The following is a 13,164-nucleotide window of genomic DNA, read 5'->3' on the forward strand; positions in this document are numbered from 1 at the left end:
ACTGTTTTACGGTTATTACATTTGCCATGCGGGATATTACTTCTCGTTGTGGCTGATTAACTCTTTGGCCAGTGCGATGTGGTTTTTGGCTCCGGTGGAGTCCGCATCGTACAGGATTGTGGGAAGCCCGTAGCTGGGTGCTTCGCTCAGCTTTACATTGCGCTGGATGACGGTGCTGAATACCAGTTCCTGGAAATGGCGCTTCACTTCATCGTAAATCTGGTTGGCCTGGCGCAGGCGCGAGTCGTACATCGTCAGGAGGAAGCCTTCGATTTCGAGCGCGGGGTTCAGCTTGGACTTGATGATTTTAATGGTGTTCAGCAGTTTGCTGATACCTTCCAAAGCAAAGTATTCGGCTTGTACCGGGATGATGACCGAGTCGGCTGCCGTAAGCGCATTGATTGTGATCAACCCTAACGACGGAGAGCAATCTATCAAGATATAGTCAAACTCTTCTTTCAGCGGGGCGAGCACTTCCTTCAGTATCTTTTCCCGGTTCTTGAGATTGAGCATTTCTATTTCGGCACCTACCAGATTGATGTGGGAGGAAATAACTTTCAATGTATCAATCTCTGTGTCGTGAATGGCATCCCGCACATTGGCGCGGTCTATAATACACTCATAGATAGTACATTCTGCCTGCTTGATGTCTACGCCCAACCCGGATGAGGCATTTGCCTGGGGGTCTGCGTCTACAACAAGAACTTTCTTTTCAAGCGTGGCGAGAGAAGCTGCGAGGTTAATGGTCGTTGTTGTTTTTCCTACACCACCTTTTTGATTTGCCAAAGCAATTATTTTTCCCATAATTTCAATGTTTATTGGCAGCGAAATAAGTGATAATTCCGAATAGCACCTACTAAAAAGGAGAAAGATTGCAAAAACGGTTGAAAAGTCGCCTGTTTTGTTAATAACTCCCGGGTGGCTTATTCCGTTTTTTTAGTCTAAAAGCGTGTGCTTTAGGCTTTCTTTTCCTGATTAGTGAGCAAATATACGTATTTATCTTGAAATGAAGCAGATTTTTTGTCTCGCTTGCGGAAGATTAAGATTTCTAAAGCAATAATTGGGAGGTGGAAATTCCCCTTTCACTTGGTTTATTTATTGTTTACTTAAGATAAACTCCCGGTTTATTAGGAATAAACCGGGAGTTTATGCCTAATAAACCAGAAGTTTAATGGGAATAAACTGATGACGGGCTGCGTGTAAAAAAAACGCTTGTTGTCGGTTGATCTCTATCCCGCATGAATAAAGGGATTGAAGGATGAGGAAAGCTGCTTATTGCTGTACCAGCGCTGATGCGAATTCCCACGCGAAGTATCCGCATAAGATACATTTCAGCACTGTGCCGCACAGGAAACCAAACAAAGAACCCATTCCGGACTTTAATGCCTGGCGGGTTTCCTTGCCGCCGAGAAGTTCTCCGATAAACGCTCCCAAAAACGGGCCGAGGACAATGCCCCAGGGCATGAAGAACAGTCCGATGATTGTTCCTGCAAGGCATCCGCGCGTTCCCCAGCGTGTTCCTCCGCTATATTTGCTGCCCAGCATGGGGATGAAATAGTCGAGCACCTGTAAAATGATGACGAGCAGCAGCCATAGCAATAATTGGGTGGTGGAGTATTGCACCTTGTCGGTGAAATGCAACAGCAGTAATCCCGCATAAGCAACGGGAGGACCGGGTATTACGGGCAGGAAGCAGCCTGCCAGGCCGGTGAGGAGACAGAGAATACCTATGATAATAAACAGAATGTCCATAGCGCCGATGTTTTTGGAAAAACGCCAAGTTTCTCCGTTTTGCGAGCAAAAATAATACTTATATGCTTTTACGAAGGAATTTATTGCGGGAAATCACTCTTCTTTTTCTTATTTTTGCAAAATGAAAAATGATTGTATGAACCAAATCCCCCAAATGAAACGCGTAGACTCGGTCGACGCTCTCAGAGGTTTTGCAGTAGTTGCCATTATGCTGCTGCATTTTGTGGAACATTTTATTTACGGTGTCTATCCGGAAGCGACATCCAAAACGGCAGAATTGCTCAATCAGAGTGTCTGGGACGCTCTGTTCTTCATTTTTGCCGGAAAGAGTTATACGGTTTTCGCTCTTCTTTTCGGATTCACGTTCATTGTCCAGCAGCGAAACCAAGAGGCTAAAGGCGGCGACTTCGGAGGACGTTTCGCATGGAGGCTGGTCATACTGATGTTTTTTGCCACCCTCAATGCTGCATTCTTTCCCGGAGGCGATGTGCTGCTGCTTTTTGCGATAATGGGGTTTGTTATGATTCCGTTGCGCAAACTTTCCCAAAGAAATCTTTTGCTCATTGCATCGCTGTTTTTGATTCAGCCGATTGAATTGCTGGAGTGTTTCGGCATCGACTTTATACCCACATTGCTCAATGACACCTATTATCCTACGCTGAAAACTGTTACCGATTCGGGCAACTTTTGGGACATGATTGTCGCTAATGCAGGTATAGGGCAGTTGGCAAGTTTGTTTTGGGCTGTCGATACGGGACGGTTGTTGCAGGCTCCGGGACTTTTTATTTTGGGGATGATTCTTGCGCGGGGAGATTACTTTAGTCGTGGAGCAGGTTTTTGGGTGAAGATTTTTGTGGGGAGCTTCATTGCGAGTTTTCTGTTTTATGTTGCAAAGACTTCTGCTGTGGATGCTTTGCAGATCATCCTGACAATGTGGTACAATATGGCCTTTACCGGTATGCTCGTTTCTATGTTCGTGATATTGTATCAGAACGACGTGTTTGGCAGAATGACCGACGGACTGCGTTTTTATGGGCGGATGAGTCTCACGAACTACATCAGTCAGTCAATCATCGGAAGTCTGATATTCTTTCCCTACGCCTTAGGGCTGGCATCAACGTTGGGCATTGCATGGAGCTTCGTAGTGGGTCTGGGGGTAATGTCTGCTCAAATATGGTTCTGCCGCCGGTGGCTCAGGACGCATAGGCAAGGTCCGCTTGAGGCTGTGTGGCATCGTCTCACGTGGCTGAAGTAGGGTGGCTGCGGCAAAGGTGTGGCGTCTGCACCAGCCTGGCTGTGTGGATGTTGGACAAGACAGGCTCCTCCGGGTTTTGTGCATCGGGAAAATTAGCGGGTAAAGGGTTGCCGGCTTCTTTCTTTTTCGCTAATTTTGTGAGCAATAAATTAAGTGATTGTCCGTATGAGTATCGTCGGCTGATAAATCGAGGATTTATCTCACTGCAAAGTGCATAGAGCCTCAGTGAGGGCATGATGCGGTTTCGACAGTATCCTTTTTCTTTGTGCAGTATCCTTTTTCTTTGTAAGAAGAGAGAACACTCTGTGAGATTCTGTGTTGCCTGTGATGAAGACTTAATGGTATGAGTGCGGATAAAATCATAATAAAACAATTAGAAATATGGAAAATCAAAGGCCTTTAATATTGGTTTCCAATGATGACGGCATCATTGCGAAAGGAATTAGTGAGTTGATAAAGTTTCTCCGTCCGTTGGGCGAGATTGTGGTAATGGCGCCTGATGCACCCCGTTCGGGCAGTGCCTGTGCGCTGACTGTGACGGAGCCTATCCGCTATCAGTTGCTCCGTAAGGATGTGGGGCTGACGGTTTACAAATGTTCCGGCACGCCGACTGACTGTGTCAAACTGGCGTTTCATACAGTGCTCGACCGTAAACCCGACCTTGTTGTGGGCGGCATTAATCATGGTGACAACTCTTCTGTCAATGTGCATTATTCCGGTACAATGGGGGGCGTCATCGAAGGCTGCTTGAAAGGTGTGCCCTCTATCGGTTTTTCACTATGCAACCACGACCAGGATGCCGATTTTGAACCGGCAGGAACGTATATTCGTGAGATAGCCCGCCGGGTATTGGAAAAAGGATTGCCACCGTTGACTTGTCTCAATGTCAACTTTCCCGATACCAAAGAACTGAAAGGGGTGAGAGTCTGCGAACAGGCCAAAGGGCAATGGATCAATGAGTGGGAGAATTTCGCCCACAGAGGAGATGCGCACTATTATTGGCTGACCGGAGAATTTGAAGATGCTGAAACCGGTAATGAAAAGAGTGACCATTGGGCACTTGAAAACGGCTATGTGGCAATCACCCCGACCACCGTAGATGTAACTGCGTATGGATTGATAGATGAATTGAAAACGTGGTTCTAAGCGGGCTGCCGTTCAGACTGTACAGGATGTTTAAACATAAGCGCGTATGAAGTATTATTTGATTGTCGGCGAGGCTTCCGGTGATTTGCATGCGTCCCACCTGATGAGCGCTTTGCAGGCGGAGGATCCGCAGGCGGAGTTCCGCTTTTTCGGAGGCGACTTAATGGCGGCGGTAGGCGGAACCTTGGTGAAGCATTATAAGGAATTGGCATATATGGGCTTCATTCCCGTCTTGCTGCACCTGCGCACTATTTTCGCCAATATGAAACGCTGTAAGGAGGATATTGTGGCCTGGCAACCGGATGTACTTATATTGGTGGACTATCCGGGCTTCAACCTGAATATAGCCAAGTTTATTCATGCTCGCACGCAAATTCCGGTATTTTATTATATCTCTCCCAAAATATGGGCATGGAAGGAGTATCGCATCAAGAACATCAAACGGGATATAGACGAGTTGTTCTCTATTCTTCCGTTTGAGGTGGAATTCTTTGAGGGCAAGCACCGGTATCCCATACATTATGTAGGTAATCCGACAATGGATGAGGTTACAGCCTTTCAGGCTGCTTGTTCGGAAACGCCGGATGAGTTCAGGCTGGCCAACGGCCTTTCTTCAAAACCTATTATCGCTTTGCTGGCGGGTAGCCGTAAACAGGAAATCAAAGATAATCTGCCGGATATGATCCGGGCGGCAGCTTCGTTCCCCGATTATCAGTTGGTGCTGGCGGGGGCTCCGGGCATTTCTCCGGAATATTACAAAGAATATGTCGGCAACTCGGATGTGAAGATAATCTTTAACCGCACTTATCCTTTACTCCGGCATGCGGAGGCTGCATTGGTCACCTCAGGTACTGCGACGCTGGAAACCGCTTTGTTCCGGGTGCCACAGGCAGTGTGCTATCATACGCCGATAGGGAAGGTGATTGCCTTTCTGAAGCGGCATGTCTTGAAAGTGAAGTATATCTCCCTGGTGAATCTCATTGCCGACCGGGAAGTTGTGAAAGAACTGGTTGCCGACACCATGACGGTGGAGCAGGTACGCGCGGAACTCCGGCGCATCCTTTATGATGGGGAATACCGCCGGCAGATGCTCTCCGGTTACGACTACATGGCGTCCCGCTTGGGCGAAGCGGGAGCACCCGGACGGGCTGCCAAAGAAATGGTGGCTTTGCTTGAGAAAAGTTTTAAAAAGTAGGATGATATTTAATTTCTTGTTAAAAGGGAAAGGGCCGGTGCAGTAAATGCCCGGCTTTTGTATTTTCTATACAGAAACAAACGAAAGGACTTTGATTATGAGAAAACTACATTGGTTATTTATGGTAGTCTGCCTGGCTGTAATGCCGGCGCTGCAATCCTGTGATGACAACGACGGGTATTCAATCGGTGACTTCACCCCGCCGTTGTGGGCTACGGTGCGTGTCACCGGAAATGCTTTCTATCTGGACTGTGATGTGTGGGGAACGCTTTGGCCTGTAAATACGGATTTAGGATGGTACGAGCCTGTCGACGGAAAGCGTGTAATTACTATATTCAATCCTTTATCCGACGGGTTTGACGGATACGACCACGCTGTGAAGCTTTTGCGCCTATATGACGTATTGACTAAAGAGGTTGAAACCTTAACTCCTGAGACTGAGGAAGAATTCGGTAATGACCCTGTTGCGATATTCAAGGGAGATATCGGGATCAGTGGTGGGTATCTGAATATTGTATTCCAGCAGAACCTGCCTTCCGAAAAGAAACATCGTATCAGTCTGGTACGCTCGCAAGACGATGCGGAAGTGTACGGGGAGGATGGCTACATACATTTGGAACTCCGTTATAATAACTATGATGACCTGACCGGATTGCGCAGTCCAGGGGCGGTATCCTATAATCTGAATAGCCTGAATATTACCTCTGAAACGCAAGGTATCAAACTGAAGATTAATTCGGAAGTAAATGATGAAGTGGAGTTGGTATTTGACTTTAAGAACAGTGAGGATAATACAAAAAATATACAGGAACTTGATTTGTCGAAGATGCAGTTGAAATAGGTATTTCTTAATAGTAAGAGTGAAGGGCATAGAGGAAAGATATTCACATCAACCTCTATGCCCTTTTTTATGTCTTATCCGTTTGGTGATTCTTTATTAGATCATTGATAGTATATACAAATAGAATACTGCTGCTGGAATAGCCATTAGAGCGCTGTCAAAACGGTCGAGCATCCCACCATGTCCCGGAAGAATGTTGCCGGAGTCTTTTATGCCTAATTGGCGTTTCATCAGCGATTCGGTCAGGTCTCCCCAAGTGCCGAAGATAACCACAACAACGGCCAGGCCTGCCCATTGCCACATGGATATAAACGGGAAGAAGTAGGCGAAAACAAAGGATGAAGCAATGGAAAAAACTGCGCCACCTATGCTGCCTTCCCAAGACTTTTTAGGAGAGATACGCTCGAAGAGACGATGCTTGCCTATTAAGGACCCTACGCAATAGGCACCTGTGTCGCTCAACCAGATGAACACGAAGATAGAAAGGGGCAGGATGGGATTGTAGGTTACGCTGCTCGTTTCCGGTGAGTTCTGGAAAGCAAGTACGTTCAGCAATGCGAAAGGCAAGGCCACATATAACTGGCTTAGCATGGAGTATGCCCAGTTGCCAATGGGATTTTTCTTTTTCAGATATAGCTCTGTGATCATTAAATAGAGCAACAGCCCCAAGTAGGGAAGAAATACACGCGCATCGATGGCTGATGTACAAAATCCCATGAGTGCAAGGAATAAATAGGCTCCGCCTAAAGCGGTAATCATTCTGTTGATACTGACTTCACCGCTCTTATTTACCAAATGAGCAAATTCATGTACGCTCAATGCGGCGATGATAGTGAATAAGATTCCGAATGAGAGGGGGCTGTAAAGAATACAGCCCACCAATATGACTACAAATAATGCACCCGTAATCGCACGTTGTATGAAATTATTTTTCAAGGTGTTCTCGTTTTAATTTTTTGATTCGGTATTATCGGAGGCTTCTGTGTTACGGCTTTCTTCCTCTTTCACCTCTTTTTCTGCTTCTTCGGCTCTGGCGGCTTCTTGCTCTTCCGCTTCTTTCAGTTCTTTGGAAGTCTTGCTGGCGCTGATGATTTCTTCAGAGCGGGAAGCCCATGGGCGTTTGCCGAAAATAGCTTCCACATCTTCTGCAAAGATTACCTCTTTGTCGATCAACTGCTGGGCTAATTGGTTGTGGCCGTCTTTATTGTCGGAGAGAATCTTTTTGGCGCGTTCGTACTGTTCGTTTACCATGCGTTTCACTTCTTCATCAATCAGTTCGGCGGTCTTCTCGCTGTACGGGCGGTTGAAAGAATATTCTTCGTTGTTGTAGTAACAGAGATTCGGTAACTTGTCGCTCATGCCTAGGTAGGCAATCATGCCGTATGCTTGCTTGGTTACGCGTTCCAAGTCGTTCATTGCACCGGTTGAGATTCTTCCGAGGAATAAATCCTCTGCGGCGCGTCCACCCAAAGTGGCGCACATCTCATCCAACATTTGTTCCTTGGTCGTAATTTGGCGTTCTTCGGGGAGGTACCAAGCTGCACCTAAGGCGCGGCCGCGTGGAACGATTGTTACTTTAATCAGAGGATTGGCGTATTCCAGTAACCAGGAAATGCTGGCGTGGCCTGCTTCGTGTATGGCGATGGAACGGCGTTCTTCTTCGGTAGTGATTTTAGTTTTCTTTTCCAAGCCGCCTACAATGCGGTCCACCGCATCCAAGAAGTCTTGCTTTTCTACAAACTTCTTTCCATGACGGGCAGCAATCAAGGCTGCTTCGTTGCACACATTGGCAATGTCGGCGCCGGAAAAACCGGGAGTCTGGCGGGCCAGCAGTTCCACATCCACCGTATTGTCTATCTTGATAGGACGCAGGTGCACACCGAATACTTCTTTGCGCTCGTTCACGTCCGGTAAGTCTACATGTATCTGACGGTCGAAGCGTCCGGCACGCAGCAATGCTTTGTCCAGAACGTCCACGCGATTGGTTGCGGCAAGAATAATAACACCGCTGTTGGAACCGAAACCGTCCATTTCTGTCAACAACTGGTTCAATGTGTTTTCGCGTTCATCATTGCCACCCATGGCGGCAGCTTTGGCGCGTGCACGTCCTACGGCATCAATTTCATCAATGAATACGATGCAAGGCGCTTTCTCTTTGGCCTGGCGGAACAAATCGCGGACGCGTGAAGCACCTACGCCGACAAACATTTCCACAAAGTCGGAACCTGCCAATGAGAAGAACGGTACATTGGCTTCCCCGGCCACAGCTTTTGCCAACAAGGTCTTACCTGTTCCCGGAGGCCCCACGAGCAATGCTCCCTTAGGAATTTTACCACCCAGGTCTGTATATTTCTGCGGTTGCTTCAGAAATTCTACGATCTCCTCTACTTCCTGTTTGGCTTCTGCAAGACCGGCAACATCCTTAAATGTTACTTTCACCGGAGAGTTTTTCTCGAATAACTGTGCTTTGGATTTGCCGACACTGAAAATGCCACTGCCGCCGCCCATGCCGCCGCCACCACTCCAGCGGCGGGAGAGGAATATCCAGAAACCGATAAGGAATGCAAACGGTAATATCTGCCAGAGGATTGCACCGAAATAATTACGCTTCTTTTCGTAGCTGATAGAGCCGTCGAAGCGTGTTTCGTCTTTTTCTTTTTGCAGGAAATCACCCAGGCTTTCGCGTGAGGGAGCTTCTGTTGTAATCAACGGATTCTTGCCTACGCGACTTGAATCCGCCTTGAATACATTAGGTACATATTGCGGTTTGACGTATGCTTCCACTGAGTTGTCGTCATAACCGGTTACTTTGCTTATATAACCGTTGCGGACGTATTCCTGGAATTCATCGTAGGGGATGTTTTTGCTGGATGTACCGCTTTCATTGGTGAGGTACAGCCCCAGTAACATCATAGCTATAATCATATACAACCAGTTCAAATTGAACTTAGGCATATTGGTTTTAGTAGGTTTTTTATTGGTGTTATTGTCCATAAGTCTAAATTAATCGAGGTCGGGAACTTGAGTTAATTTGGCATCTGCCCATAGATGCTCCAGATTATAGAATTCACGCACTTCCGGCAGAAAGACATGAACCAGTACATCGGAATAATCCATGGCTACCCATTCGGCATTGCGCAGTCCGTCTACCGCAAAAGGTTTGCTGTTTGCTCCTTTACGGGTGAAGTCTCTTATGGAATCTACGATGGCGCTTACTTGACTTGGAGAATTTCCTTGACAGATGACGAAATAGTTACAAATCGTATCGCTTATTTGGGTAAGGTCTGCTATGACGATTTTCTTTCCTTTTTTATCTTGAATACCTTCTGTTATTTGTTGAATTAGTTTCTTAGCTTCGTTCATTACACATTATTAATATTAAACAGGTGACAAATATACGTTGATTTATTATATCAAACACGCAAAAGGGAAAAAGTCTTTCATTTTTTGTTTTTTTTTAGGTATATAATTCTTTGTGTAATGGTATCTTATCAGTTTTTAATGAAAAAAATCGCAGAAAATGTTTTGGTTTATCGAAATCTTTGTATCTTTGCACCGCAAAACAGAAAAGTGATGCTCAATTGGGCTATGGTGTAATGGTAACACTACAGATTCTGGTCCTGTCATTTCTGGTTCGAGTCCAGATAGCCCAACCATATTTATCGTAAAATGAAACCTCCTAAATTGTGATTTTAGGAGGTTTTTTTATTACCATAAAACGTATTTGCAGTTATCCAAACAATAATAATTATGGCAAAAGAACTATCTTTGAAATACGGCTGTAACCCTAATCAAAAGCCGGCCCGCATCTTTATGCAGGAGGGAGAGTTGCCTATCGAAGTCTTGAACGGACGTCCGGGGTATATCAACTTTATGGATGCCCTGAACGGTTGGCAGTTGGTAAAAGAACTGAAAGAGGCTACCGGGATGCCGGCCGCCGCTTCATTTAAACACGTAAGTCCGGCAGGAGCCGCTATCGGATTGGAGCTGGACGAAACAATGAAAAAAATCTATTTTGTTGATGGCTTGCAGCTTTCACCGCTTGCCAATGCTTATGTGCGTGCTCGCGGTGCCGATCGTATGTCTTCTTATGGTGATTTTATTGCCTTAAGTGATGTGTGTGATGAGGCTACTGCCCGTTTCATAAATCGTGAAGTGTCTGACGGAGTAATTGCGCCGGGATATACCGATGAGGCGTTTGAGATATTGAAGAATAAGCGTAAGGGTACTTATAATGTAATCAAGATTGATCCAGCTTATAAACCGGCTCCGATTGAGCATAAAGATGTTTTCGGGGTTACTTTTGAGCAAGGTCGTAATGAGATTAAGTTGAATGGGGAGGAGTTGTTTGCAAATATCCCTACCAGGAATAAGAATTTTCCCGAAGCCGCCAAGCGTGATTTGATGATAGCACTTATTACATTGAAGTATACTCAGTCTAATTCTGTTTGTTATGTAAAGGAAGGGCAGGCCATCGGTATTGGTGCCGGACAGCAGAGCCGTATTCATTGTACCCGCTTGGCGGGAAATAAGGCTGATATATGGTACTTGCGCCAACATCCGAAAGTGCTGAATTTGCCTTGGGTGGAGAAAATACGACGTGCTGACCGCGACAATACAATTGATGTCTATATCAGTGATGATTACGAAGATGTATTGGCCGACGGTGTTTGGCAGCAGTTCTTTACTGAAAAGCCGGAGGTTCTGACTCGTGAGGAGAAACGTGCGTGGTTGGATACTTTGAAAGGTGTTGCGCTGGGTTCTGATGCGTTTTTTCCATTCGGTGACAATATTGAACGTGCGCACAGGAGTGGTGTGGAGTTTATAGCGCAGGCAGGAGGTTCGGTACGTGATGATCATGTTATAGAGACTTGTGATAAATATGGCATAGCAATGGCATTTACCGGTGTCCGTCTGTTCCATCATTAAAAATGATTGCATAAAAAATCACCACAGATTACACGTGATGATAATCTGTGGTGAAATATTAAATACTGTCATTTTTTATAACCTCATATCATAGGCTCAAAAACTATTCTGCTTCGCTGATTGAGTTGTCAATCACTTTAATTTTCTGCTTCACCAATTCGATGTCACTCTTTAACTTTTCCACTTTACGGTTAAGCTCTGTCAGCAAGTTGCTGCCTTTCTTGGAAGATGTTGTCAGAAAGCCCAGATTGTTTTCGTAGGTCTGCAATTCATTTTTCATATTTTCGCAGGCACGTACCAGCTTTTCCCGTTCGCGGTAGAGGGCTTGCGGGCTACCTTCCTGGATATTGCTGATAGACGATTTGAAGTTACTCAGCTTCTTGTTGGAAGCGCTGATGTTGAAACGTTCAAACAATTTGTCTATCTGTCCATGGTATTGTTTGTATATCTTATCCTTTTCTTTGAAAGGTACATGCCCTACGCTATTCCATTCTTTCATAAGTTCACGAACCAATAGCGTAGCCTCTTCTACATCCATTGTTTCATCAATGGCAGTTAGCTTTTCGATAATGACTTTCTTTTTTTCCAGGTTCTCTTGTTCAACGGAACGTTGCGAAGAGGTTGCTTTGTTCTTTTGTTCAAAGAAATAGTCACAGGCAGAAATGAACCGTTTCCATATAGTGTCTGAGTATTTCTTGGCAACGGGACCTACTGTTTTCCATTCCTTTTGCAGTTTGGTCAACTCTTCTGCCGTTGTTTTCCAATCGGTACTGTCTTTCAAGGCTTCTGCTTTTTCGCATAAGATGCGTTTCTTCTCCAGATTTTCGTTCATGCCTTCTTTCAGGGACTTGAAGAATTCGCCTTTCTTTTGGAAGAACTCATCGCATGCTTTGCGGAAGCGTTCAAATATCTTCACGTTCATCTTTTGCGGGGCAAAACCGATGGTTTTCCATTTATTTTGCAAGGCAATGATTTCCTGTGTCTTGTTTTCCCAAGAAGAGAAGTTGGTGAGCTCGTTGTAATCAATGGCTTCGATGATTTCACAAATTACGGTCTTTTGATCGAGATTGTGTTGCTCAGTCTCTTTCAGGGCTTCAAAGTGTTGTTGGTGGCGACGGTTTACAGTCGTGGAGGCTGCCTTGAAACGCGCCCATATTTCATCGCGTAATTCTTTTGCCACCGGGCCTGTATCGCGGAATTCCTGATGCAGCTTCTGCAATTGGTGGAAAGCGGAGACCACATCCGGTTCGTCGGCCAATTTTTCAGCGGCTTCGCAAAGATGGTTCTTTATTTCAAGGTTCTTCTTGAAATCATATTCACGAAACTCATTGTTCAGCTTTAAGAGGTCGTAGAATTTTTCGACATACAGTTGATAATTCTTCCACAACTCATTTACTTTGGCTTGGGGCACAACTTTCACTTCATTCCATTGCTGTTGCAATTTCTTGAACTCTGTATAGTTCTTGTTGGCATCTTCAGGAGACTCTACCAATTCCTTTAGTTCCTCAATGATAGAAAGCTTGATTTGCAGGTTGAGTTCTTTCTGTTTCTCTTGCTCTGCATTGAGCGCACTTCTTTTTTCTTTGATGACGGACATGGTATTCTTGAATTCCTCTTCCAAAGCATCGGCTTGTGGAACAAACTCTTCAATAATTCCTCCATTCTCAACGAATAGCTTCTTTGCAGCTTCCTGCTCGGAGTTATGTAGTTTGTAGAAAGCCTGTTTCAAGCTGTCTATTTCCGATTTGGCTGCGTTTTCTACATCCGTCGCAATTTCTTTAAGCTTATTCAGGATTTCTTCTTTTGTGAGCTTTTGAACAGATTCGGCCGGCTTGTCTGTCAAGGTTGCTTCAGCTGAAGTTTCTGTTGTTGCCGGCTCAGAAACCTCTGCTGTTTTCTTGTCTTCTTCTAATTCCACCGCTTTGTCGGGGAGATTAGTGTCATGAGTGTCCGTCATTTGTATTTACTTTTTAGAAACGGGATGCCCCGTTCGGGTTACATTAGGTTACAAATTAATGAAATAAAATGATTACTTCATACTTTTTT

Annotated in this window: 11 protein-coding genes and 1 tRNA gene; 6 read left to right on the forward strand and 6 right to left on the reverse strand. The window is 45.3% G+C overall.

Translation table 11 applies throughout. From position 1 onward, the window contains the following. Window positions 1-36 precede the first annotated feature (36 nt). Together NQ546_RS05775 and NQ546_RS05780 are read right to left on the reverse strand one after the other, a co-directional pair. Window positions 37-804: a ParA family protein gene (locus tag NQ546_RS05775; protein ID WP_004289088.1), complete on the reverse strand. Its 768-nt coding sequence runs from the start codon at window positions 802-804 to the stop codon at window positions 37-39. A 468-nt stretch (window positions 805-1,272) separates the two neighbouring features. Continuing rightward, window positions 1,273-1,752, reverse strand: a complete 480-nt coding sequence (locus NQ546_RS05780; RefSeq protein ID WP_004289089.1) for a DUF456 domain-containing protein — start codon at window positions 1,750-1,752, stop codon at window positions 1,273-1,275. A 136-nt stretch (window positions 1,753-1,888) separates the two neighbouring features. Between NQ546_RS05780 and NQ546_RS05785 the strand changes: the two genes are divergently transcribed. From NQ546_RS05785 to NQ546_RS05800, 4 genes are all read left to right on the forward strand, one after another. Beyond that, window positions 1,889-3,007, forward strand: a complete 1,119-nt coding sequence (locus NQ546_RS05785) for a DUF418 domain-containing protein (protein ID WP_039953192.1) — start codon at window positions 1,889-1,891, stop codon at window positions 3,005-3,007. 381 nt (window positions 3,008-3,388) lie between these two features. Then, complete coding sequence (gene surE, locus NQ546_RS05790; protein WP_004289092.1) at window positions 3,389-4,153, forward strand: 5'/3'-nucleotidase SurE; 765 nt, start codon at window positions 3,389-3,391, stop codon at window positions 4,151-4,153. Window positions 4,154-4,199: 46 nt separating this feature from the next. Further along, on the forward strand, window positions 4,200-5,348 hold the full coding sequence (gene lpxB / locus NQ546_RS05795) for a lipid-A-disaccharide synthase (RefSeq protein WP_004289093.1): 1,149 nt from the start codon (window positions 4,200-4,202) through the stop codon (window positions 5,346-5,348). Between the two features lie 97 nt (window positions 5,349-5,445). Next, entirely contained in the window at window positions 5,446-6,189 is a 744-nt protein-coding gene (locus NQ546_RS05800; protein ID WP_039953193.1) for a NigD1/NigD2 family lipoprotein, read from the forward strand. 96 nt (window positions 6,190-6,285) lie between these two features. On the opposite strand, the gene NQ546_RS05805 is transcribed toward NQ546_RS05800, so the two are convergent. The 3 genes from NQ546_RS05805 to rsfS are packed head-to-tail and all read right to left on the reverse strand — an operon-like array spanning window position 6,286 to window position 9,552. Then, window positions 6,286-7,125 carry a phosphatidate cytidylyltransferase gene (locus NQ546_RS05805; RefSeq protein WP_004289095.1) on the reverse strand — a complete coding sequence of 280 codons (840 nt, stop codon included), beginning with the start codon at window positions 7,123-7,125 and terminating at the stop codon, window positions 6,286-6,288. A 12-nt stretch (window positions 7,126-7,137) separates the two neighbouring features. After that, window positions 7,138-9,183 carry an ATP-dependent zinc metalloprotease FtsH gene (gene ftsH, locus NQ546_RS05810; protein ID WP_004289096.1) on the reverse strand — a complete coding sequence of 682 codons (2,046 nt, stop codon included), beginning with the start codon at window positions 9,181-9,183 and terminating at the stop codon, window positions 7,138-7,140. A gap of 9 nt (window positions 9,184-9,192) precedes the next feature. Further along, a complete protein-coding gene (gene rsfS / locus NQ546_RS05815; RefSeq protein ID WP_004289097.1) occupies window positions 9,193-9,552 on the reverse strand; it encodes a ribosome silencing factor in 360 nt (119 codons plus the stop codon). 219 nt (window positions 9,553-9,771) lie between these two features. Between rsfS and NQ546_RS05820 the strand changes: the two genes are divergently transcribed. Together NQ546_RS05820 and NQ546_RS05825 are read left to right on the forward strand one after the other, a co-directional pair. Continuing rightward, a tRNA-Gln gene (locus NQ546_RS05820) sits at window positions 9,772-9,845 on the forward strand. A 94-nt stretch (window positions 9,846-9,939) separates the two neighbouring features. Next, window positions 9,940-11,118 carry a phosphoribosylaminoimidazolecarboxamide formyltransferase gene (locus NQ546_RS05825; RefSeq protein WP_004289098.1) on the forward strand — a complete coding sequence of 393 codons (1,179 nt, stop codon included), beginning with the start codon at window positions 9,940-9,942 and terminating at the stop codon, window positions 11,116-11,118. 103 nt (window positions 11,119-11,221) lie between these two features. On the opposite strand, the gene NQ546_RS05830 is transcribed toward NQ546_RS05825, so the two are convergent. Beyond that, entirely contained in the window at window positions 11,222-13,075 is a 1,854-nt protein-coding gene (locus tag NQ546_RS05830; RefSeq protein WP_004289099.1) for a DUF349 domain-containing protein, read from the reverse strand. Window positions 13,076-13,164: the final 89 nt, after the last annotated feature.

The sequence above is a fragment of the Bacteroides eggerthii genome (genome assembly GCF_025146565.1).
GTDB lineage: Bacteria > Bacteroidota > Bacteroidia > Bacteroidales > Bacteroidaceae > Bacteroides > Bacteroides eggerthii.